The 23,556-nt window shown below is 75.4% G+C and carries 17 protein-coding genes; 9 read left to right on the forward strand and 8 right to left on the reverse strand.

What is annotated here, in order from left to right; translation table 11 throughout:
* Positions 1–13: 13 nt before the first annotated feature.
* From ABZZ17_RS22745 to ABZZ17_RS22760, 4 genes are all read right to left on the reverse strand, one after another.
* Positions 14–856, reverse strand: coding sequence for a hypothetical protein (locus ABZZ17_RS22745; protein ID WP_356878128.1), 843 nt, complete (start codon positions 854–856; stop codon positions 14–16).
* Entirely contained in the window at positions 853–2,736 is a 1,884-nt protein-coding gene (locus ABZZ17_RS22750) for a GMC family oxidoreductase (RefSeq protein ID WP_356878129.1), read from the reverse strand. Before ABZZ17_RS22750 ends, ABZZ17_RS22745 begins: the two co-directional genes overlap by 4 nt.
* Entirely contained in the window at positions 2,733–3,149 is a 417-nt protein-coding gene (locus ABZZ17_RS22755; RefSeq protein WP_356878130.1) for a hypothetical protein, read from the reverse strand. Before ABZZ17_RS22755 ends, ABZZ17_RS22750 begins: the two co-directional genes overlap by 4 nt.
* Positions 3,150–3,301: 152 nt before the next feature.
* Complete coding sequence (locus ABZZ17_RS22760) at positions 3,302–4,153, reverse strand: class I SAM-dependent methyltransferase (RefSeq protein WP_356878131.1); 852 nt, start codon at positions 4,151–4,153, stop codon at positions 3,302–3,304.
* Positions 4,154–4,424: 271 nt separating this feature from the next.
* Between ABZZ17_RS22760 and ABZZ17_RS22765 the strand changes: the two genes are divergently transcribed.
* From ABZZ17_RS22765 to ABZZ17_RS22790, 6 genes are all read left to right on the forward strand, one after another.
* Positions 4,425–7,670 (forward strand): AAA family ATPase, encoded by a 3,246-nt coding sequence (locus ABZZ17_RS22765; RefSeq protein ID WP_356878132.1) that lies wholly within the window; start codon positions 4,425–4,427, stop codon positions 7,668–7,670.
* A 167-nt stretch (positions 7,671–7,837) separates the two neighbouring features.
* Positions 7,838–8,449 (forward strand): RICIN domain-containing protein, encoded by a 612-nt coding sequence (locus tag ABZZ17_RS22770; RefSeq protein WP_356878133.1) that lies wholly within the window; start codon positions 7,838–7,840, stop codon positions 8,447–8,449.
* Positions 8,450–8,716: 267 nt separating this feature from the next.
* Entirely contained in the window at positions 8,717–10,144 is a 1,428-nt protein-coding gene (rox, locus tag ABZZ17_RS22775) for a rifampin monooxygenase (RefSeq protein ID WP_356878134.1), read from the forward strand.
* Positions 10,145–10,348: 204 nt separating this feature from the next.
* The gene (locus ABZZ17_RS22780; RefSeq protein WP_356878135.1) at positions 10,349–12,373 is read left to right on the forward strand and encodes a PQQ-binding-like beta-propeller repeat protein; all 2,025 of its coding nucleotides are present in this window, start codon (positions 10,349–10,351) and stop codon (positions 12,371–12,373) included.
* Positions 12,374–12,411: 38 nt separating this feature from the next.
* Complete coding sequence (locus tag ABZZ17_RS22785; protein WP_356878136.1) at positions 12,412–14,763, forward strand: PQQ-binding-like beta-propeller repeat protein; 2,352 nt, start codon at positions 12,412–12,414, stop codon at positions 14,761–14,763.
* 95 nt (positions 14,764–14,858) lie between these two features.
* Entirely contained in the window at positions 14,859–17,021 is a 2,163-nt protein-coding gene (locus ABZZ17_RS22790) for a PQQ-binding-like beta-propeller repeat protein (protein WP_356878137.1), read from the forward strand.
* A 5-nt stretch (positions 17,022–17,026) separates the two neighbouring features.
* On the opposite strand, the gene ABZZ17_RS22795 is transcribed toward ABZZ17_RS22790, so the two are convergent.
* The 4 genes from ABZZ17_RS22795 to ABZZ17_RS22810 form a co-directional block, all read right to left on the reverse strand.
* On the reverse strand, positions 17,027–17,413 hold the full coding sequence (locus ABZZ17_RS22795) for a VOC family protein (RefSeq protein ID WP_356878138.1): 387 nt from the start codon (positions 17,411–17,413) through the stop codon (positions 17,027–17,029).
* A 61-nt stretch (positions 17,414–17,474) separates the two neighbouring features.
* On the reverse strand, positions 17,475–17,984 hold the full coding sequence (locus tag ABZZ17_RS22800; protein WP_356878139.1) for a GNAT family N-acetyltransferase: 510 nt from the start codon (positions 17,982–17,984) through the stop codon (positions 17,475–17,477).
* Positions 17,985–18,030: 46 nt separating this feature from the next.
* A complete protein-coding gene (locus ABZZ17_RS22805; protein ID WP_356878140.1) occupies positions 18,031–19,212 on the reverse strand; it encodes a GDSL-type esterase/lipase family protein in 1,182 nt (393 codons plus the stop codon).
* Positions 19,209–19,841, reverse strand: a complete 633-nt coding sequence (locus ABZZ17_RS22810; protein ID WP_356878141.1) for a TetR/AcrR family transcriptional regulator — start codon at positions 19,839–19,841, stop codon at positions 19,209–19,211. The genes ABZZ17_RS22805 and ABZZ17_RS22810 overlap by 4 nt, the downstream gene beginning before the upstream one ends.
* A gap of 321 nt (positions 19,842–20,162) precedes the next feature.
* On the opposite strand from ABZZ17_RS22810, the gene ABZZ17_RS22815 reads away from it, so the two are divergent.
* The 3 genes from ABZZ17_RS22815 (at position 20,163) to ABZZ17_RS22825 (ending at position 23,508) form a co-directional block, all read left to right on the forward strand.
* On the forward strand, positions 20,163–20,738 hold the full coding sequence (locus tag ABZZ17_RS22815) for a hypothetical protein (RefSeq protein ID WP_356878142.1): 576 nt from the start codon (positions 20,163–20,165) through the stop codon (positions 20,736–20,738).
* A 376-nt stretch (positions 20,739–21,114) separates the two neighbouring features.
* Positions 21,115–21,762, forward strand: coding sequence for a hypothetical protein (locus ABZZ17_RS22820; RefSeq protein ID WP_356878143.1), 648 nt, complete (start codon positions 21,115–21,117; stop codon positions 21,760–21,762).
* Positions 21,763–22,287: 525 nt separating this feature from the next.
* A complete protein-coding gene (locus ABZZ17_RS22825; protein ID WP_356878144.1) occupies positions 22,288–23,508 on the forward strand; it encodes a cytochrome P450 in 1,221 nt (406 codons plus the stop codon).
* Positions 23,509–23,556 lie beyond the last annotated feature (48 nt).

Genomic DNA, 23,556 nt, shown 5'->3' on the forward strand with positions numbered 1-23,556 from the left:
CGCCCGGCCCGCCTCAGCCGAGGTAGTACGGGCGGTTGTGGGCGGCGACGGGGGGAGACTGGAACGTCCAGGCCCCGGCCGCGGGCACCTCGCCGACGAGACGGAGCAGGTCCTCGCCGACACCGCTCGCGGGGTCGTGCACGGTGAGCCGCGAACGATCGGCGCCCGGGCCGCTGAGGTCGTACCAGCGGTAGGGCTGGTAGACGTTCATCGGACCGGCGAGCGCGACGCCCGCGGAATCGGTGCCGTACCCGGTGATCGGGGTGTTGTTCGCGGGAACGGACGCGAGCCGCCCCAGCTGGGCGCGGAAGGAGAACAGCGCCGTGTCGCGGCGTGCGATGCCACCGTCGGCCGCGGCCTCGGCCGCGAGGCAGCGGACGTCCCAGGTGTCACCGGCCGGGCCGTTGAGGGAGGGCATCTCCACCTCGAACCAGCCGGGGTACTTGGGTTCCGCGTACAGCGTGCGCCCCGCGTCGATGGCCAGCGGGTTGTCGCACACCACGTGGATGCGGGCGATCCCGAGCAGCTTGGTCTGGTCGTACCCCTGGGCGTACTGCGGATAGCTCACCCGCGGGAGGCGGCGCGCCGCCTCCGTGGGGTGGGCGACGATGTTGACCTCGATCTCCTGCGTGATGCCCCCGCCGGACGGGTACTGCGCGAAGTACAGCTGGTAGTTGAGCGAGACCAGGCACCGGCCGTCGAACTCCGCCGCGGTCAGCGCCGGATGGTGCTTCGCCAGGACCTCCCGCACCGGCCCGGGGTCCACCAGGTAGTCCAGGCCGATGTTGTGCAGCGCCCCGTAGTGGAAGGGGAGCTGGTAGGGGGCCGCGACGGGCGGCAGGGGCAGGGCGTTCACGAGGCGGCTCCGAGGGCTCGGGAGGCGGTCAGGGTGACGGGCCGGTCGCGTTCCGCCAGATCGGCTTCGACGCGTTCGGCGCTGCGCAGGGCCAGGGCGGCCATGGTCAGGGTCGGGTTGGAGGTCGCCACCGACGGCATGCTGCCGCAGCCCACCGCGTACAGGCCGGGGTGGTCCCAGCAACGCTGCCAAGGGTCGACGACCGACGTGTGCGGGCTGTCGCCCATGACGTGGGTGCCGGCGGCGTGCCCCGCGCCCCGGTAGCCGTACATCAGGCCCCGGTGTTCGAAGCGGCCGGGCCAGGCTTCGGCGTCGAAGGTGGTGTGGTCCTCGGCGCCCAGCAACGCGAAGATCCGGTCGGACACCGCTTTCGCGGCCGCGATGCCGTCCTTCACGTGCGGGGACAGGTCGTACGTCACCACCGGGCGCGGCAGGCCGAGCGGGTCGCGGTGGCGGGGGTCGAGGGTGACCCGGTTCGCGGGGTCGGCGCCCTGCTCCATCTCGAACTGCAGCGTGAACTGCCGTCCGACGCGGTCGGCGAGCGCCTCCCGCAGTGCGGCTCCCCGCAGCCCGCGCCGGCCCGGCCCCGGCGCACGGGTCAGCTCGGCGACGTCCGTGTCGACGGGCCCCTTGGCCCACACCCAGCCCCAGTTGCCGATCTCGATCCGGAACGGCGCCCGCGCACGGCGGGCCGGACCGGCCCGGAACCCTTCGAGACCCGAGGTGGAGCCGGGGCCGCGGTACGGGCCGACCCGCTCGGGAAGGAGTCCCCAGGTCAGCAGCACCGGATGGTCCATGAGGTTGCGTCCGACCAGGTCGCTGCGGTTGCCGAGCCCGGACAGGAGAAGCAGGCGGGCGTTCTCGATCGCGTGCGCCGCCAGGACCACCACGTCCGCGTGCACGGTGACGGCCGGCCGCCCCGCCCGCCCGCCGCCGGTCCGCGAGCAGTCCAGGTAGGTGACCCCCGTGGCCCGGCCTCCCGGACCGACGAGGACGCGGCTGACGACGGCCCGGTCCCGGAGCGTGACCGAAGGCCCCCAGCCCGCCTGCGTCTTGAGGGGCGTGTACTTGGCGTGCGAGGGGCAGTGGGGGATGCAGCTGGCGCTACCCACGCAGCGGCTGCCCGGGTCGGGCCGGCCGTGCGCGCCGAGGGGCTCGTAGCCCGCCCCGCCCCCGTAGCGGGGGTCCGGGACGCCGTTGCGGCCCTGCGGGGTGCCCACCACGCGCAGCTCCACCGGCTCCCGGCCGCCCGGCTCGCTCACCCGCCGGCCGTCCAGCCGCCCGGCCAGCACCGCGTCGACGCGGCTCGGCGGCAGTGCCCGCATGGGGTAGACGTACCCCTCGGGGAACGGCAGGCCCACCGCGGTGCGCTGCTCGTCGACGTCGGCGGACACCCCGATCGCGTGCTCGGCGGAGCGGTAGTGCGGTTCGAGGTCCGCGTACGTCAGCGGCCAGCTGCGGCCGTAGCCGAACGCCTCGGTGTCGAAGTCCTCCGGCAGCATGCGCGGGGTGAGCCCGGTCCAGACGTTCCCCGTGCCGCCGTTCACCCGTACGTACCCGCTGGCGTAGGGGAGCGGGCCGCGCTGGACGAAGTACCCGTCGGAGCGGTAGCCGGCGCCGTCACCACCGGTGCCGGTCAGATCGGTCACCTCGGGCCACGGAGCCGTGCCGTCCATGGGGTACGGGGAGCCCGGCACCTTCGCCGAGGCCGTCAGGAACCGTTCCAGGGCCTCGCGGTGCCCCCGTTCGGCGTCGGTGGCGCGGGCACCGGCCTCCAGCACCAGGACGCGGCGGCCGCGGTCGCCCAGGTGCCGGGCGACGAGGGAGCCGGCGATGCCACCGCCGACGACGATCACGTCGTACCGTTCCGCTCCGTTCACCGGCGTCCCCCGGATTCCCGGCCGCCCGCACCCGCGGGCTCGGCCCAGCTTCCGAAGCCCGGCGCGGACGTACCCGGCGCGCGCCCGCCGACGGCCCGCCACACCAGCGCGCCGGCGTAGGCCCGCGGCGACACCACGAAGGGCCCGCCGCCGTCGGCGGACCCCGGCCAACTGCCGGTGTACCAGAGGCGGATCACCGCCTCCGCCGCCGCCTCGACCTCCGCGTCGCGCGCGTCGGGCGCGCGGACGAGCCGCCGGTAGCCGTCGGGACCGAGCCGGTCCAGCACCACGGCCAGGAGAACGGACGCCAGGCCGTCCTCGCGTAATTCGTCCGGGCTGAAACCGGTCAGACCGCTGGAGAGCACGAGGAACTCCTCGATCTCACCGGCACCGGCGTCCTCGCTCGCACTCACTGACACCCCTCCGTGACACGCCCCGGGCTTCCGCCACCGCACGGCGGTCAGCCCTGCCCCGGTGAGCACCCCGGCAAGCGCTCCGGCCGCCCGTCGGCCTGAACTCTCCTGATCTCGACCGGAATCGCGATGTGTCCGATGAGCGGCGCGGTTCAGCCGGCGGGCGGCTGCGGGGGAGTGACCCGGTGCGCCGTGAGCAGGAGGTACTCCCACTCCATGACGCCGTCCCGGGTGTTCTCCTCGGCCAGGGCGTCCAGTTCGCGGTCCAGTGCCGCGGTCCGGTCCTCGTCGTCGCCGATGGCGCGGTAGACCGCGACCGTCGGTCCGTAGCAGGCCTTGAAGAACGTGCGGAAGTCTCCCGGCCGGGGGAAGGCGTCCACCCGGACGGTCCGCCGGCGGGCCTCCACGTCCGTGACGTGGTCGCCCAGGAGCCCGTACACGTGCTCCTCCTCGCCCCAGAGGGGCGGCGGCTGGGCTCCGGGCGGCGGGGGCGGAGCGTACGGCTTCATCGTCGCGAACATCCGGCCGACGAACCCCTGAGGGGTCCAGTTCGCCAGGCCGACCGTCCCGCCGGGCCGGCAGACGCGGACCAGTTCGTCGGCGGCGGCCTGGTGGTGCGGGGCGAACATCACGCCGAAGCAGGACATGACGACGTCGAACTCCCCGTCCGCGAACGGCAGGTGTTCCGCGTCGGCTTCGCGCCACTCCAGACGGGCCCCGCGCACCGCGGCCTTGCTCCGCCCGACCTCCAGGAGCTCGGGGGTCAGGTCGCTCGCCACCACGTCGGCCCCGGCGAGGGCCGCGGGGATGGCGGCGTTGCCCGCGCCCGCTGCCACGTCCAGTACCCGGTCGCCCTGCTGCACGCCGCACTCCGCGACGAGTTCGGCCCCGGCTTCCGGGATGACGTGGGATGCCACGGACGGGTAGTCGCCGAGTGCCCACATGGCCCGGTGGCGGGCCTTCAGCGCGCGGTCAGCCGTCACCGGGTCGTTCGCCTCGGACATGACCCACCTCCAGGGCTCGGTCCGACCCCTTCCCCGAGCGTAGGCGCTGTCGCCCGGACCCGCAGTCCGGCCGTGGGGCCCCGCCCCCGGCACCGGATCCGGTCAATCCGCCGCCGCTTTGGCTGATATGGACCAACTGATGCGGTTTCAGGCAAATCTGACCGAAGATCATCCCACTTCCCGTGCTCCGTCCCTCCATGATTCCTTACGGGCGGCCACCGGGCCGTCACGGTCGGCACGCGGCCGCCGAAGGCAGTGTGGGAGGCCTGACGTGACACAGGTACTGGTCGAACGGGAAGACGTGCTCCGGGCCGCGGCCACCGCCCTGACCAGGGCGCGCTCCGGGACCGGCAGCTGGCTGATGCTGGCCGCGCCGCCCGGCCGCGGCCGCACCGCCGTGCTCGACGCCGTCGTCCGCGGGGCGGACGCCGACGACGGGATACGGGTGCTGTCGGCACGCTGCGCACCCGAGGAGACGGGCTTCCCCTTCGCCCTCCTGCGCCAGGTCTTCCCGACCGCCGACGGCATACCCTTCGCCGATCCCGCCGCCGAGCAGGAGCAGCGGGTCTTCCACCGGCTGCTGGAACTGCTGTCCCGGACCGCCGGGACCCGCCCGGTGCTGCTGGCCGTGGACGACCTGCACTGCGCCGATCCGGTGTCGCGCCGCTGGGCCGGGTACCTGGCGCGCCGGATCGCCGGGCTCCCGGTGCTGCTTCTGGCCACCGAATGCCGCGAGCACACCGACGCCGTCTGGCTGCCCCCGACGACCGGCGTGTGCCTCCCGCTGCCCCCGCTCAGGCCCGACACCGTCGAACGGCTCGGGCGCGAACGCGGGCTGGCCCCCGACCGACGCGCCCTGTGCCGCGAGGCAACCGGCGGCAACCCAGCCCTCGTCCAGGCCCTCCTCACCGACCTCACCGAGGCCACCGGCTCCGCCAACCGAGCCGGGGGCGCCGGCTTCGCCGGGGGCGCGGTCCGTACTGGCTGCGCTGAGGGCGTGGTCCATACGGGCCTGGCCGCGGGCGCGGCTCGTTCCGGCTTCGGTGAGAGCGCGGTCCTTACCGGCTCCGCCGAGGCCACCGGCTTCACCGGCGATGGCGAGGGCACCGGCTCCGCCGACCGCGCCGGAGGCGCCGGCTTCGCCGGAGGTGCGGCTCATGCCGGCTTCGGCGAGGGCGTGGTCCCGACCGGCCTCGGCGATGCCTCCGGCTCCACCGGCTTCGCCGAAGCGACCGCCGTCACCGGCTTCGTCGAAGACGCCGACCGCGCCGACCGCACCGGCCTCGCAGGGTCCCAGGGCGCCGCTTTCGCCGCGCCGCCCGGCGCCCCTGCCCCGGGTCCCGGCCGACCCCCGCACCACCCCGCCCCCGGGCCCGGGGCCGGGCCCGCCGTCTCGGTCACCCGGTACCGGGACGCGCTCGCCCGGTGGATCCGGGAGCGCGCCGACGCCGGGACCCGCCACACGGCCCTCGCCCTCGCCGCCACCGCCCAGTGCTCTCCCGCCACCGGCGCCGCCCTGCTCCAGGAGGCGCGCGAGCTGTGCCCCGCCCGCCCCGCCGCCCCGCCCGGCGCGCCGGGACTGGCCCGGATGCTCTCCCACCCGCTCGCCCGGGAAGCCGTACTGGACGCCGCCGACCGCGCCGAACTGGCCGCCCTCCACACCCATGCCGCCCGCCTGCTCCACGACCGCGGCGCCCCCGCCGGGGCCGTCGCCGCCCGGCTGCTGCACCTGGATCCCCCGACCGAGGCATGGATGGCCCGCTGCCTGGAGGACGCCGCCGACGCCGCCGTACGGGCCGGGCGCACCGAAGAGGCCGCCGGGCTGCTGCGCCACGCCCTGCGCGGGCAGCCGCCCCTGGCCCCGGACCGGCATGCCGAGCTCACCCTGCGCCTGGGGTCCCTGGAGTTCCCGTACAGCGCCGAGGCCGGCATCCGCCGGCTCCGCGCGGGCCTCGACCTGCACCCCGACCGTCAGGAACGCGCCGCCGCCGCACCCGCCCTCGGCGCGGCCCTCGCCGCCAGCGGCCGTACGGACCGTGCGCTGAGCGTCCTGCACCGGGCCGGCAGCGCCACGGACGACGACGAGCTGGCGCACATCCTGAGGGCCGTCACCGCCCTCATCTCCTCGCACGACGCCGTCGCCTGGCGCAACGCCGTGGCGGACCTGCGGGTCCTCGCTCCCACGGCCCCGGCCGGCGTCGAACCCCTGGTCTGCGGTCTGATCACCGAGTACGAGACCGGTGCCGGACTCCTCTCCGCGACCGAGGTCCTGGCCCGGATCCGGCCCCGGCTCGCCGCCGCCCCGGTCCACCCGCAACTGCGCACCGCCTGGCTGGGCAGCGCCGCCACCCTGCTCCAGTGGGCGGACCGGCTGGAGGACGTCCGTACCCTCGCCGAGCAGGGGCTGCCCGTACCGCCCGCCACACCGGACCTGACGGACGTCGGCCTGCAATGCCTGCTCAGCGCCCGGGCGGAAGCCGCCCTGTGGGCCGGTGACTTCCGGCGCGTCATCGCCGAGAACACCCTCCTGGCGCACACCTGCACCGGACGCGGCATCCGCGCGCCCCACCTGGTCTCCATGGTGGCGCTCGCCCGCTACGAACTCGGCCTGCGCGACCAGGCCTGGCAGCTCCTCTCCGCCCCCGACCCGTCCACCGCGGACAGCTCCTGGGAGTGGAACGAACTGAGCTACGCGCGCGCCCTGCTCCACGGCATCGAAGGACGCTGGCAGGCCGCGCTCGACGGATACCTCTCCTGCGGCACGGGGCAGAGCGCCCGCGACTTCGTCAGCCCCGTGGCCACGCCGTGGCGCTCCGGAGCGGCCCTCGCCCTGGCCCGCCTCGGCCGGGCGGCCCGGGCCCGGGAGCTCGCGGAGGAGGAACTGCACCACGCGCGCCGCTGGGGCACCCCCCGTACGGTCGGCAGGGCGCTGCGGGCCCACGCCGCAGCCGTCGGCGGCCGGAGGGGCCTGGACTCGCTCGTCGAGGCGGCCGCCCTCCTGGAGGGGGCGCCCGCACCGGTGGAACGCATCGAGACGCTGATCGACCTCGGCCGCGCGCGCATCGAGGCCGGGTTCGGCCGCCGGGGCCGCGACGACCTGCGCGCCGCCGCCGCCGGAGCGGACCGCCTGCTGTACCCCCCGGGCGCCGGCGACGCTCCGTACGACGACCCCGGCGACGGCCCCACCGGCCACTCCCGGGGCGGCGGCGGCCCCGGCCCGGCACCACGGCCGAGGCTCCTGCAGGCGACGCGGGCGGCGCTGCGCGACGCGAACGCCCGCGCCACGACACGGGCCAGGACCGGCCCCGGCGCACTGACCGGAGCGGAACGCAGGGTCGTCGACCTCGCGGCCCGCGGGCACACGAACGCGCAGATCGGCGAGGCGCTCCACCTGACCCGGCGCACGGTGGAGTCCCACCTCACCAGCGCCTACCGGAAGCTGGAGGTGACCCGCCGCACCCAGCTCGCGGTCGGCCTGGCCGGAACCGGCACCGCCGGCAGCGGGCCGGAGGGCTGACCACGAGACCGGGCGGAGCGCCGTGTCCGTGGACTTCCACGATGTGTACGGACCCGGCCGCCGGACAGAGTGGGCACCGCGCCGGGCCCGCCCCCACGGCCCGGCGCCACCTCCATTCCACCGGCGCCGCCGCACCCGGGCGGGGCCGCGTACGAAAGGCACCGAGCATGAACTTCACGCAGCGCACGTCCGCCCGCTCGGCCCTGGTGGCCCTGATGGCCGTGGCGGGGACGACCATCCTCCCCGCAACCGCAACCGCAACCGCAACCGCAGCCGACGCCCTCCCCGCCCCCGTACCCGCCGCGCAGACCGCCTCGGACCTGGGGGCCACCCTGGCCCCCAACCAGCTCTGGGCGCTGCGCAAGCGCGGCAACCGCTACGAGATCGCCAACTCGCACAGCGGCCTGTGTCTGAAGGTGAAGGGCGGCTCGAACGACAACGGGGCCGCCGTGGTGCAGTCCGAATGCGGCACCGCGAGCGAGGGGTTGTGGAAGGCGGAGGCCACCGACGGCGGTACCTTCATCCAGCTCCGCAACGCCAACTCCGGCCGGTGCCTGGACATCAGCGGGGGCGTGGCGTACCAGGGCGCCAAGGTCATCCAGTACGACTGCAACGGCGGCCTGAACCAGAAGTGGTGGGACACGGACGGCATCGACGGCAACATCGGCTACTGGATCAGCGGCACCACGCCGACGGGCGCACCCACCTGGATGTGCCTGGACATGCCCGGCGCCAGCACCAGCGCCGGCACCCAGGCCGCCATGTGGAAGTGCAGCTAGGGCGTGTTCGGAAAGGTCCACCGGGTCGCGGCACCAGGTTCCTGAACACCCGCCTGCCCGGCAGGGGAGGGCAGGACCGCGGGCAGGTGGCGTGGAGAGTGCCGGCCGCCCCGTCCCCGACGGTCGGGGCGGCGAACGACGAAGGCAAGGAGGGAAACCCACTCCTTGCCACTCTCAAGTTATAGCCCGCCGGGGGGCTTGTGGCAAGGCCCGGGTCGTGCCGCAGAATCGTCCACCAAAGCCAGGACCTGCGGAAATGAGGCTCGTGTGGTGGACGTGACGGTGGTCGGCGGCGGTCCGACCGGTTTGATGCTCGCCAGTGAGCTGCGGCTGCACGGCGTACGCGTGGTCGTGCTGGAGAAGTCCGCCGAGCCGACGGAGCAGTCCCGCGGGCAGGGCCTGCACGCGCGCAGCGTCGAGGTGATGGACCAGCGGGGCCTCCTCGACCGGTTCCTCGAGGTCAGCGAGAAGTTCCAGGTCGGGGGTCTCTTCGGCGGCATCGTGAAACCGTGGCCGGACCGGCTGGACACGGCCCACGCGTACGGCCTCGCCACCCCGCAGCCCGTCACCGAGCGGCTGCTGAACGAGCGCGCCCTCGAACTCGGCACCGAGATCCGGCGCGGCCGCGAAGTGGCCGGGCTGAGTCAGGACGGGGACGGGGTCACCGTCGAGCTGACGGACGGTACGCGGCTGCGTTCGCGCTACCTCGTCGGCTGCGACGGCGGCCGCAGCACGGTGCGCAAGCTGCTCGGCGTCGGATTCCCCGGCGAGCCCGCCAAGGTCGAGACGCTGCTGGGCGAGATGGAGGTGACGGAGGACCCGGCGACGGTCGCCGCCGTCGTCGAGGAAGTCCGCGGGACCCAGCTGCGGTTCGGGGTCGCCCCCATCGGGGACGGCGTGTACCGCGTGGTCGTGCCCGCCGACGGGGTGGCCGAGGACCGGGCGGCGGAGCCGGTCCTGGCGGACTTCCGACGGCAGCTGCGCGCCTTCGCGGGCACGGACTTCGGCGTGCACTCCCCGCGCTGGCTGTCCCGGTTCGGCGACGCCACCCGGCAGGCCGAGCGCTACCGGTCCGGCCGGGTGCTGCTGGCCGGTGACGCGGCGCACGTCCACCCGCCGACCGGCGGGCAGGGACTCAACCTCGGCGTGCAGGACGCGTTCAACCTCGGCTGGAAACTGGCGGCGGAGGTGGCCGGCTGGGCGCCGGAGGGGCTGCTGGACAGCTACCACGCCGAGCGGCACCCGGTGGGCGCCGCCGTGCTGGACAACACGCGTGCGCAGATCACGCTGCTGGGGGCCGATCCGGGCGCGGCTGCCCTGCGGGCGCTGCTGTCGAAGCTGATGGACTTCGAGGAGGTGAACCGGTACGTGACCGGGATGATCACCGCCGTCGAGGTCCGCTACGACTTCGGCGAGGGACACGAACTGCTGGGCCGGCGCATGCGGGACCTGAACCTGAAGCGGGGCCGTCTCTACGAGTTGACGCGCGGCGGGCGCGGCCTGCTCCTGGACCAGACCGGCCGGCTCTCGGTGGCGGGCTGGGCGGACCGGGTCGACCACGTGGTCGACGTCAGCGAGGAACTGGACGTCCCCGCCGTGCTGTTGCGGCCCGACGGCCATGTGGCGTGGGCGGGCGAGGACCAGCGGGACCTCCTCCGTCACCTGCCCAGGTGGTTCGGCGCCACCTCCGGCTGACCGGCGGGCCGAAGGACGCCCCCGGTACGGTGCCGCGCCGGGCCGCCCGGGCCGTGAGCGGGGGACGGGCCGGCGCCGGGCCGTGAGCGGGGGACGGGCCGGCGCCGGGCCGTTCGGCACCACAGGTCCGGGGATCGTCCCGGCCCGGCAACAACTTCCCTGATTGCGCAGCCCGTTGGAGGTCACCCGCATACGATCACCGGCATGAGACCAGTGATCGCCCCCTTACCGGGCGGCGCGCCCGCGCAGCTCGGAGGCCACCGGGTCCTGGGGGTCCTCGGGTCCGGAGGCATGGGGACGGTCTACCTCGCCCGCCGCCGCGGCCGGCCGGTCGCCCTCAAGACGATCAGGCCCGAACTCTTCCGCGACGCGGACCTGCGGGAGCGGTTCACCCGCGAGGCCGCGGCGGCGGCGGCCGTCCGCAGCCCCTTCGTCGCCACGGTGCTCGGTTCCTCGACCGACGGTCACATACCCTGGCTGGCCGCCGAGTTCGTCCCCGGAACCACCCTCGCCGACGCCGTCCTGCGCCACGGCCCGCTGCCGGAACCGGCCGTGTGCCTCCTGGCCGCCGCGCTCGGCCGCGCCCTGACGGCCCTGGCCGCGGCAGGCGTCGTACACCGCGACCTCAAGCCGTCGAACATCATCCTCGGCGCCGACCGCCCCCGCGTGGTCGACTTCGGGATCGCCCGGGTCACGGGCGACGCCACCTTGACCGCCACCGGGCAACGCCCCGGCACCCCCGGCTACATGTCACCCGAGCAAGTGGTGAAGGGCCCCCTTGGACCGGCGAGCGACGTCTTCTGCCTCGGGGCACTGCTCGTGTTCGCGGTGACCGGCCGGCACGCCTTCTACGACGGGGACCCGGCCCGCGCGGACTTCCGCATCGCCTACGAAGACCCCGACCTCACCGGTGTACCGGCCGGGCTGGAGCCCGTCGTCCGCGGCTGCCTGGAGAAACGGCCCGCCGACCGGCCGACCGCCGCGGAGGTGACCGCGGAACTCGACCCCGGGGGCTCGGTCCTGCGCCCCGCCGCCCGCTGGCTCCCGCCCGCCGTGACCGCAGACGCCGCCGAGATCGGACGGGCCGCCGCCGCACTGGGCGCCGGCCCGCGCCTGCCGTCCCGGCGCAGGCTCCTCACCGGATCCGGCGCGGCCGTGCTCCTCGCCGCGACCGGCGCCACCGCCCTCCTGCGCCTCCAGGAGGGCGACGGCTCCGCCCGGACGCCCGCCCCCCGCTGGAGCGGCCCGCCCGGCACAGTGCCGCAACCCCTGTGGTCGTACGACGGCGCCGCCGCGAAGCCCGGGTTCGGGCCCGCCGCCGCCGACGGACGGGTGTACTTCGCGGACGGCGGCGGCGAGATCGCCCTCCACGACCCCGTCTCCGGCGAACCACGCGGACACGGCCCCGTGGCGAGGGACCTCCTCGGCGGCTCCCGCCCGGTCGCCCTGGACCGGGAGGGCACGCTCCTGTTCCTGGACGCCGCCACCGGCACGGTCCGCCACCGCGCGGCCCCGGGTGCGACCGCGCTGCTCGCCGCGGACGGGGACCAGGTGTACGTGCTCGACGACGCCGGCCGCGTGGCCGCGCTCGGGCGGTCGGACCGCGCGGTGCGCTGGCGCGTGCCCGCCCCGGTGCCGGGACCGGGGTTCTTCGGGCTCGCCGGACGAGGACTCGTACTCGTGGCCTCCGCCGCCGGCGGGGCGGCGGCCCTGTCCGCCGCCGACGGCAGCCCCCTGTGGCGGCGCCCGGCCGGAACCGACGGCGGGCGGGCGGTCCTGTCGGAGCACGCCGTCGTGGTGGGCGGCGGCAACCGGACCCTGAGCTGCCTGCGCCGGACCGACGGCGGACAGCTGTGGACCCTGCCGGCGGACGACAACGCCGGATTCGGTGCGCCCGCGCTCGCCGGAGACACCGTGTACGTGGTGGACGGCCGGCAGCTCCGGAGCGTCGACGCGAAGACCGGAGCCCCCGCCTGGACCGTACCGGCCGCCGAGGAACTGGCCCAGGACCAGGCCCCGTTGGTGGCGGGATCCGGAGTCTTCGTGCCGCTGCGCAAGCCGGAGCTCGGCATCCTCGTGGTGCACACCGGGCGGGCGGCCGAACAGTACGTGTTCGCACCCGCCCCGGCGGGAGACGTCCCCGCGGACGTTCCCTGGCGGGGCGCGGTCGCGGGAGGCGGCGTGATCTGGCAACGCGGCAGCGCGGTCCGCGCCCTGCCGGGCATGTGACCGGCCCCGGCCGGGACGCACGAGGGGGAGGGGGACGCATGGAGGGCGGACGACTGGGGGAGGGGCTGCTCCCCGGGGACCCGCGGTCGGCGGGACCGTACCGGCTGCTGGCCCGCTGGCCGGGACCACGGGCGGTCCCGCCGCTGAACGGCATGTACGCCGGCCGCGACCGGGACCACGGGCACGCCGTGGTCTGCCTGCTGCCCCCGGCCGCGTACGCGGCGGCCCAGGCGCTGCACCGGGAGCCCGCGCCGGGAGTTCCGGCCGTACTGGGCCTGCGGACCGGAGCCGGACCCTCGTGGGCGGCCCTCGCCTACACCCCCGCCGTGTCCCTCTCCGACGTGGCGGGCCGGCGCCCCGGCGCGGAGTCCGGGGCCCTGTCCGCGGAGCAGTCGCTACGGCTCGCCGGGACGGTCGCCGACACCCTGGCGGCCCTGCACGCCCGGGGCATCGGCTACGGGGCGGTGGCACCCGACGGGGTCTGGCTCACCACGGGCCGGCCGCTGCTGATGGCCCTGCACGCCTGCCGCACGCTTCCCGGTTCCGAACCCGAGCCGGGACCGGCCCAGGCCCCGGAGCCGGCCCGGGACGGCCGGCCGCCGCGCCTCGGCGCAGACCCCGGTCCGCAGCCGCAGAGCCGCGTGGCGACCGTGCCCGCCGCCTTCATGGCCCCGGAAGTGGCCGCCGGCCGGCCCCTCACCGCGGCCGCCGACGTGTACGCCCTGGCCGTGCTGCTGATCCACACGGCCACCGGCCGGCTCCCCTTCGGGGACGGCCCGCCACCCGTCCTGGCCTACCGGGCCGTCCACGACCGGCCCGAACTGCCCACCCTGCCCGCCGGCGTGGGGGAGGCCGTCGCCGCGGCGCTGGCTCCCGCCCCCGCCGACCGCCCCACCGCCGCCGAACTCCGCCGGACGCTGGCCCGGACCGGGGACGACCCGGACCGGCCCGCGGCCCCGCTGCCCGGCCGGATCGTCGCCGCTCTGGCCGTACGCGCGCAGGAGATGGCAGACCTGGAGACGGACGGCGCGCCGGAAACCCCGTCCTCCGCGCCGGCCGGCGGAGCGGACCGGCCGGACGGCGACCGGGCCCCGGAGCCGCGGCCCGCCACCGCCCAGGCCCCGCGCCGCGGCCCGGCGCCGGCCCCCGCCGCCCCGCCCGCGCCCCCCACCCGCCGCCGGGTCCTGACCGGCCTGCTGACCGGCGCGGCCGGCGCGGCCCTCGGGGTCTCCGGGACGCTCGCCTGGTCGGCCCTGGCCCGGGACCCCGGCCGGCCCGCGGCACCGCCCGCGCCCGGAGCCGGCGGCGGTACGAGCCCCCGCGTGCCCGGGACGCCGCCGGCCGCCCTGTGGCGCTTCGACGACAACACGGCCCGCACGCAACTCCTCCCGGTGAGCGGCGCCGACCGCTTCCTGACGGTGCGCGGCGAGATGCTGTACGGGCACGACCTGCGCACCGGCAAGGAGGTGTGGCAGCTGCCGGGCACGTCCATCGGCAGCCCGCCCGTGCAAGTACCCGGCGACCGCTTCCTGCTGAGCACCCGCGAAGGGCTGTCGCTGTGCTCGCTGCGCGACGGCCGCACCCAGTGGCTGCAGCGCTACGACGACCTCTCGGAGGTGCTCGCCGTGGAGGGCACCACCGCGTGGCTGAGCGTGGGGGACGGCACCCCGACCGGCGGACACCTGCTGGCGGCGTTCGACCTGAAGGAACGCAAGGAGAGGTGGCGGACCCCGATGCCGGACGGCTTCGACTTCTCCCTGTCCGTCGCGGTCGGCCCCGAGATCGTCGTCGTGGAGGTGCAGGTTCCGCAGCAGCGGCACCGCGACGTGCGGGCCGTCCGCACCCTGGCGATCGCGGGCTTCGACCGCAACGGCGGACGCATGCTCTGGCACCGCACCTACCCCGACGTGCACGGCGGCCCCTCCTCCGCGGTCGATCCGGCGGGCGGCGGACGGCTGTTCCTCCTCTCCGCGGGCCGCGCCCACGCCTACGAACTGGCCGGCGGCACCCGGCTGTGGGAATCGCAGGCCATCGTCGCCGGCACCAACGCCCCGCCCCTCTTCACCGGCGGCACCCTGTACCTCGTCGACGACGGCACGGGCCCCATCGTCGCCGTCGCACCCGACACCGGCCGCACGCTGTGGGACCAGACGCTCGACGAGAACCTGGAGTGGTTCATGCTCGGGCGCATGGCCGCCGGCGCCTCCGGGCGCAGCCTGTACCTCGCGACCCTGAACCGGGTCACGGCGACCGACCTGCCCTCGGGCAAACGCCTGTGGCAGACCGGGCTCGCCGGGGTCGAGGCCCGCGAACCGTTCCAACTCGCCACCGCCCCCGGCGTCCTGCTCATGGCCCGGCCGTCCGCCGTCGTCGCCCTCCCCGCGGACTGACCCGCCCCCATCCCCGCCCCGGGCCTTCCCCTCCTACCCGCCGACACCCCGTACAGGCCACCCCGCGCACCGCGTCCCGAAGGGTCCCACCGGTCATGTCCACGCTCCTGCCCCTCCTGCCCGACGATCCCGAACAGCTGGGGGAGTACACCCTCCTCGGCCGGCTGGGCGGTGGCGGCATGGGAACCGTCTTCCTGGCCCGCACCCCCGGCGGCCGCCTCGCGGCCGTCAAGACCGTACGGGCGGACCTGCGCGACCGGCCCGGCTACCGGGAGCGCCTGACCCTGGAGGCCGAGGCCGCGCGCTCCCTGGGCGCGGAGCACACCGCCGCGTTCCTCGGCGCGGACCCGGACACGGCGCGGCCCTGGCTGGCCACCGCGTACCTCATCGGGCCCTCGCTGGCCGAGGCGGTGGCGGCCGCGGGCCCGCTGAGCGAAGGGGCCGTCCGCCGGCTCGGCTCCGCCCTCGCCGCAGCCCTCGCCGCCCTGCACCGCGCCGGACTCGTCCACCGCGACCTCAAGCCGTCCAACGTGCTGATCACCGCCCGGGGCCCCCGGCTCATCGATTTCGGACTCGCCCAGGCCCCGGGCAGCCCCCGCCTCACCGAGGCCGGGGGCGTGGCCGGCACCCCGGCGTACATGTCACCCGAGCAGGCGCGCGGCGGACCGCCCGGCCCGGAGGGCGACGTGTTCGCCCTCGCCGCCGTCCTCGTCTTCGCGTCGTCCGGCCACGGCCCCTACGACGCCCGCGGCCGCCAGAGCACCCTGCAACTGCTGCGCGACGGCGCGGCCCCCGACCTGACCGGCGTACCGGAGGGACTGTGCGAGGTGCTCACCGCCTGTCTGTCACCGCAGCCGGGCGAGCGGCCGTCGCCCGACCGGCTGCGGGAGCGCTGGGGGCCGTTCGACCCGGGGGAGTTCGCCGACCTGCTGCCGCAGGCGCTCCTCGCCGACCTGTCCCGCCGGATCGGGGACGTCGCCACGCTCGCTCCGGCGCCGCTGCGCGGCCCGGCCCCGCGCCGCGAGCTCTCCCGGCGCGCCGTGATCTCGGGTACGGCGGCCGCTGCGGTCACCGTGGCCGCGGGCGGCGCCTCGGCGCTGTGGTTCACCGGCAACCTTCCCGGCTCGGGTTCCGGCTCGGGCCGGGGCGGGCCGACGGCCTCTCCGGCTCCCGGCCGGACCACCCGCCCTCCGGGCACCGCACCGGCGCCGCTGTGGTCGGTCGCCACCCCCTTCACCGCCTCCCCGGTGGTGGTGGCCGACGAGGTCCTGATCCACCGGAACGACGTCCTGCGCGGGATCTCGACGGCCGACGGCCGGGTCCTGTGGGAGGCCCAGACCACCAGGGCCGATGTCACCGTGGCCGGCGACCGCCTGGCGGGCATCGTCTTCGACGAAGACGGCGACGCGAGCGCGGGTCCCGTCGACGCGCGTACCGGCCGCCTCACGGCCGAGGCCGCCGGCCCGGCCGTCCTCGGCGAACTCGCCTTCACCACCGACCTGCTGGCCGCCGACGCCGAGTGCCTCTACCTCCAGGCGTACTACCGGGCCGAGGACCAGAAGGGCCAGCCGTGGCTGTTCTCCTACGACCTCGGGGCCCGCAAGCTGCGCTGGCGCCAGCGCGTCGAGGGCTGGGCGCCCGACTCGAACGGGGCCCTGACCATGTCGGCGATCGTCTCCGGCGGCCGCCTGATCTGCTCCGATCCCGCGCGCGTCTTCGCCGTCGACCTGCGCGACGGCCGGCAGTTGTGGGCGGCTCGGGTCCGCACCGACCAGGAGGCGGCGTCACCGACGGAGTCGGGAGGCATCAACGCCCCCGTCGTCTCGGAGCGTTACGCCCTCGACTTCGAGGAGCGGATCACGGCGGTGGACCTGGCGACGGGCGCCGTGGCCTGGAGGCTGGAGCCCGAAGGGGAGAAGCTGATGAGCGCGCCCGTGTGCGCGAACGGCACGGTGTACGTCGCGGACGGATCGCTCCAGGCCCACGACGAGGCGACCGGGAAGAAGCTGTGGACGCACGACCCGGGTGCGTACGTCTCCATGCTGGCGCCTCCCGCCCCGTTCCGCGGCGAGATCCACGCCGCGGTCGGCGGTGGCGGGCAGGCGGTCGTCGCCGTGGACGTGGAAGGGCGCCGCACCGCGTGGACCCTGTCGGCGGGCTCCGTGAACATGCCGGACGGCCCGAACATGATCGGCCGGCGCGGCAACCGCCTCTACGCCCAGAGCACCGACCGCATCGCGGCGGTACCGCTCGACTGACCCGGTCAGGGCCGGTAGCGCAGGGGGTGGTCCTCCGGTACCTCCACCACGGCGATGTGCACGCCGTCCGGGTCGGCGATCCACATCTCGATCAGCCCCCACGGCTCGCGCAGCGGAGGCCGCAGGATCTCGGCTCCCCCGTCGCGGAGTTCCTCATGGGCGGCCCTCACGTCCGCGACCTGGAGCCACAGCCGCAGACCCGGCGCGGGCGGCGCGTCCGCGCGACCCGACACCTCCAGGAAGCCGCCGCCGAGGAAGTACACGGTCCCCCGCTCGGGACCGGTGCCGAACTCCCGGTAGACGGCGAGGCCCAGGGTGTCGCCGTAGAAGGAGCGCGAACGCTCGGGGTCGGTGGGACGCAGCAGAATCCGGCTGCCCAGTACGTGCACCATGCCTCCACTGTGACGCATGTGCCCCCGCGCCGGGCGCGAACACGGCCGGTTCGGTGCCGCGTCAGGACGTGTCCGCGAAGACCAGCTCGTATTCGACCTGCTGGAGGGGCAGCCCGTCACCGAAGTCGTGGGGCCGCGCCGCTCCGGTCTCGGAGAATCCGGACTTGGCGTAGAAGCGGCGGGACCGGGGGGTGTCGCGCAGGGTCCACAGGTGCGCGCCGGCGGCTCCCCGCTCGCGCAGGTGGTGCAGCGTCGCCTCCATCAGCGCGGTGGCGATGCCGCTGCCCCAGCCGTCGGGGTGGCCGTAGAAGCTGTGGATCTCCATGAGGCCGGGCCGGTCCGCGGAGGGCCCGAAGAACGCGAGCGCCAGGGGGCGGCCGTCGAGTGCGGCGAGGAGCACCGTGTCGGGGCCTCCGTTGACGCGCGCGTGCCAGCGGGTGAGCCGGTCGCGGACCGCCCGGGCGGCGAATTCCGGGGCGAAGAAGGGAGCGTAGGCGGCCTGCCAGGCCGCGACGTGGATCTCACCGAGCACGTCCCCGTCCTGCGGGGCCGCACGACGCACTTCGATCATGCGGCCATGGTAGGGGGTGTCCGCGGGGCGCGGCCGTGTCCGCCGGTCAGGCCCCGTCGGTGAACGGACCGCCGTCGCCGAAGGCGAGGCGGGCGAAGCGTGCGCCGATGCGCCGGTGGGTGGCGGGGTCCGGGTGCAGGTCGTCGGGCAGGGGCAGTTCGGCGTGGTCGTCCTCGCCGTAGAGGTCGAGGCCGTCGAGGTAGTACAGGTGGGGGTCGCTCGCGGAACGCTGCCGGACGATGCGGGCCAGTTCCTCCCGGATCACGGTGAGCGTCAGCTTTCCGGCGGCGGTCTCGGCGGGGTCACCGGTGGCCACGAACCGCAGGCGCCCCTCCCGCATCGCGCCGAGGTCCGGCGCGCTGGGCCCGGGGGTGTCCTCGTGGATCGGGCAGTGGATGGGGGAGACGACCAGCAGCGGAGTTTCGGGGTGTCCGTCCCGGACGGTGTCGAGGAAACCGTGCACGGCCGGTCCGAAGGCGCGCAGGCGCATCAGGTCGGTGTTGACGAGGTTGATGCCTACCTTGACGCTGATCAGGTCGGCGGCGGTGTCGCGGATCGCGCGGGCCGTGAACGGGTCCAGCAGAGCGCTGCCACCGAACCCCAGGTTGATCAGCTCCGCCGCGCCGGCGGCCGCGGCCACGGCGGGCCAGGTCCCGGTCGGAGTGGCCGCGTTGGAGCCGTGGCTGATCGAACTGCCGTGGTGGAGCCAGACCTTGCGCCCGCCGGGCGGCAAGGCGTGGACGGCGGCGTCGGTCCGGAGGGCGACCAGCAGGGTGGTCTCGTCGTGCGGCAGCCAGATCGCGACGTCCTTCTCGTCGCCGGACAGGCCGGTGAACCGCAGTGTCTCCACGGGGCCGGAGCGGAGCTGTGTGGTCCCGGCCGTCATGTCGACGGTGAGGGTGTCGCCGTCTGCCGCGGACGCCCGGCCCGCGAGCCGGCCGTCGACGAGGAGTTCGTACACGCCGTCCGGACGCGGCGGGGCACCGGCGTAGATCCGCTTGGTCGCCACGACGTCCAGTTCGACGGCGGTCGCGCGGGTACGGAAGACCAGCCGTACGCCGGAGGGCTGCGACTCGGCCATGGCCAGCTGAGCGTCGGGGATCTGGAGCCGGGCCCGAGCGGGCAGCCGGTGGGGCAGTACACCCCGTTCGGTGTGCTCCAGGTCGAGCGCGCCGCGCAGCAGGGCGGCGGTGACGGGGGTGGTGGTCCAGGCGTGCCCGGTGTTCATGTCCTCGGCCTCTGCGATCGGGTACGGGGGGCGGTCGGGCGGGGCTGGTCAGGAGGCGGCGGCCAGGAGCGCAGCAGGGCGTCGAGCGCGTGGAGGATCTCCGACCAGCTCTCCTGCGCACCGGGGGCGCTGTGGCTGAACCCGCCGGCGCCCTCCAGGCGGGCGTAGCCGCTGAAGACGCTGCCCAGCAGTCTCACCGCGTGCGTCTGCTGGGGCTCGGCCAGGTCGTAGCCGCGCAGGACGGCCCTCATCAACTGCGCGTGCCGTACTCCGGCGCTCGCCGCCGCCGTTTCCGCGTCGAGCCGGAACTGCGAGGCGGCGAAGCGGCCGGGGTGTGCGAGGGCGTAGTCGCGGTAGGTGTCGGCGAAGGCGGTCAGCGCGTCCTTGCCGGCCCGGCCGGCGACGGCTTCGGAAGCCCGGTCGGCGAGTTCCTCCAGGGCGAGCAGGGCGATCCTGGTCTTGAGGTCGTGGGCGTTCCTCACGTGCGCGTACAGGCTCGCCGTCCTGACGCCGAACCGCCGGGCGAGCTCGGTGGGGGTCGCCTGCTCAAAGCCGATCTCGTCGGCGAGTTCGGCGCCCGCCCGGACCAGCCGCTCCGTCGTCAGCCCTACCCGCCCCGTCCGCTCCACGACCGTTCCCGTCCCTCCGGACCGCCCTCACCCTTACCAGAATGGATTATTCATTCACCTAAGCCGATTAGGCAAATCGGATCGGTCTGTGGCCGACGGCCGGCGGCCGGCGCCCCCGGCTCCCGGTCGACACGCGCGAGCGGGCGGAGGACGATGGAGGGGACGGACTTCCCCGGGGTGGACCGGTACGTGCGTGGGGAGCGCACCCGTCGCGCGCGCTGTGAGGGCGCGACTGCCCGGTCGCCCGAGTCCGTGAGTCCGCCATGCCGCGGTCCTTCCGGTCCTTCACACCTTTCCCACCATCAGGTGAGGACAACGAAGATGAACAAGCGCACTCGAATCATGCTGAGCACCCCCCTCCTGGCCTTTTCGCTCGCCCTCGGGCCCGCCGCCGCGGCGGTATGGGCCGCGGCCCCGCAAGCCCTGCCCGCCGCGGAATGTCTCGTCGAAGGCAAAGCGGGCGACGCGACCAAGGTGATCGTCACCGGCGAAGGCTTCACGAAGGGGACCAAGGTCACCGTCGACCAGACCGACGGCGTCGGCGGCGTGCTGGTCACCGTGGGCGAGGACGGCAAGTTCGCCACGGGTGACCTGCCGGCCGGCAAGTACGCCGCCGTGGGCGGCGAGCTCAAGGCCACGTGCCTGGGCGGCCAGGCGGCCCAGGACTCCGTCAACCAGAAGGCCATCACCGCGGCGCAGAAGGCCGGGGCCATCGAGGGATGGACCATCGGCAAGGAGCTGGCCCAGGCCGGCAACTGTGACGAGAAGCCGATGGCGAAGAAGGTGCCGCAGGGCCTCGTGGCCGATGCGGCAGCCCAGAAGGCGGCCCAGGAAGCGAAGCAGAAGGCCTTCGACACGGCCTTCTTCGCGGCCATCAAGAGGTACTGCACCGACTAGTCGGCGGCGCAGCCCACCCGGCGGCCACGAGCCGCGATCCGACCCGTCCACCACCCCGCGCGCGTGCCGTTGCCGTGACCACGGCAACGGCACCGTCACGTCGGCACCGTCACGTCGGCACCGACCGGCCGGCGTCGGGGCCGGCCTCCCTTCTCCGACGCGGCGGGCGTCGGGCCCGACGCCTAGAATGGAAGCGTCTCCCTTGCTGCGTTCGCCCTGGTCGCCAGCCGCCCGCGCGCACCGCGCCGGGGACCGGCTGCGACGTCACCGAGGAGCGGCACCGGACTACGGACCGGGGCCGCCGCCAGGGTCCCGTGAGCGGGCCGCGAACGGGCAACGCCCGGGCGGGACCCGCCGGTCCGAGAGGACGACCACGATGCAGTTCAGCCGACGGCGCGCGCTCATCCCGCTCGCCCTGCTCTCCGCCCCCACGTTGCTGTTGCTGACGGTCGTTCCGGCCGCCGCCCAGTCACCGGCCGCGGTTTCCGCGGCCCCCGCCGCCGTGACCGCGCCGACCGTCTGCCACGGCCTGACGACCGGCGCCCAGGACCCCTATCACCGGGGTTGCCGCGAAGGCTACCTCCAGGGTTCCAGCTCCGGCTTCCGCGACGGCAAGCCGCCCATCTGCCGCAAGGTCCTTCCGCCGCTGACCCCGCCCAACCCGAGCGCTTTCGTCCAGGGCAAGGCCCAGGGCTACAAGTACGGTTACGACCAGGCGTACGCCAAGTCCGAGGCGGCCAACCGGGCCGCGTGCCAGGCCATGAACAAGCCGCAGGCGCCCCCGCCTCCCGCCAAGCAACCGCCCCAGCAGACCGCGAGCAGCATGGCCGCGGCCGGACAGGCGGCGGGGAAGGCCTGGGGCACCCAAGAGGGCACGGCCTGTGTCACGGCCCGTACGAACGCCCGCCTGGTGCCGCCGAAGCCCCCGGCCGACCCCCTGATCCTCGCCTATCAGAACGGCTACGCGGTGGGCTACGACACCGCCTACGACGAGGCGTTCCGCCAGAACTGCCTGAACAAGTGACGGCCTCGTCGGGGCGCCCGCGGGTCCGCTCCTGAGCGGCCGGGCGCGGGGGCGGGGTACGGTGCCGCGCGGCTGCCGTCGGGCCCGCTGCCCGGGGGCGGCGGTCCGAGCGTCGCTGCCGGGGGTCTGCCGGGCCGCCCCCGAGGGCCGGCGGGGAAGTACTCCGGACCTCGGGGTGGCCGGCTGCCGTGCGGATCCCGGACGGCAGTCCGATGGTGCGGCGGCCCGGTCGCCGTGCCGGGGGGACGGCAGGGGCGACGCGGGGCCGGACGACGGGGACCGGTTCGCTGTCGGCGTCGATCCCCGTCGCCTACGCGTATGACCCGAAGGGCGGCGCACAAACGCGCGAGCACCGCCCGTCTGAAACACCGTCCGCCTGACCCGGCGTCAGCACGGCGCTCGGGAGCACACGCGCGGTGCCCCCCGCGGACACCGGCGGGGCACGGTCCGAAAACCGGTGGTCCCGGAGGATCGGGTGGATATCCTCACTTTCCATCGCGCGGGCGACGTACTCCTGGAGGCATCATGAGCGAGCGGCCGGTCCTTCTGCCCTACGCCGATCCGGCCTTCGTCGCCGACCCCTTCCCGCTGTACCGGCAGCTGCGCGAGGACGGCCCCGTGCGCCGCGCCGTCGTCGCGGGCGGCCTGGAGGCCTGGATCGTCACGCGCTACGAGGACGGACTCGCGGCCCTGTCCGACTCCCGCCTCAGCAGTGACGTGCGCGACGCCTCCGACACCCGGCTCCTGCGGCAGCTGCCCGACACCGAGCGCGAGTCGATGCTCAGCAACATGCTCCGCAGCGACCCGCCAGACCACACCCGCCTGCGCCGCCTGGTCTCCAAGGCGTTCACCGCCCGCCGGGTGGCCGGGATGCGGCCCCGGATCCAGGCCGTCACCGACCGGCTGCTGGACGCCGTCGTCCCGGCCGGCCGCGCCGACCTCGTCGCGGAGTTCGCGCTGCCGCTCCCGGTCACGGTGATCAGCGAACTGCTGGGCGTGCCGGTGGACGACCGTCACGACTTCCAGCGCTGGACCGACCGCATGATCATGCGCGGCGCGGAGCCGCCGGACGCGGCCGTGGTGAACGAGGCCTGGCAGCACATGCGCGCCTACGTGACCGAGCTCATCCAGGCCAAACGGGCACACCCCGGCGACGACCTGCTCAGCGACCTCGTCACCGCCCGGGACGAGGAACAGCAGCTGACCGAGGACGAGCTGATCGCCATGGTGTTCCTGCTGCTGGCCGCCGGGTACATCACCACGGTCAACCTGATCGGCGGCGGCATCGCCATGCTGCTCGCCCACCCCGCCGAGCTCGACCGGCTGCGCTCCGATCCCGGCCTGCTGCCCGGAGCGATCGAGGAGTTCCTCCGCTACGACGGCCCCGTCAGCCCCGGCATCGCCCGGTTCGCCCGCGAAGACGTCGAGATCGCCGGCGTCACCGTCCCGCGCGGCGCGACCGTGCTGATCGCCTCGGCCATCGCCGACCGCGATCCGGCCCGGTTCCCCGACCCCGACCGCCTCGACATCACCCGGCAGGACAACGCCCACCTCGCGTTCGGGCACGGCATCCACTACTGCCTGGGCGCGCCGCTGGCCCGGCTGGAGGGTCAGATCGCCATCGGCACCGTCCTGCGCCGGCTCCCCGGCCTGGCCCTCGCCGTGGCGCCGGACGAGATCCCCTGGCGCCCCGGCGGCCTGCGCGGCCCCCAGAGCCTGCCGGTGACCTTCACGCCCGGCGGCTGACACCGCCGGCCGGGCCGCCCGCCCGGCCGGCGTACGGGAACCGCCCGC

Source organism: Streptomyces sp. NPDC006512 (genome assembly GCF_040611935.1).
GTDB lineage: Bacteria > Actinomycetota > Actinomycetes > Streptomycetales > Streptomycetaceae > Streptomyces.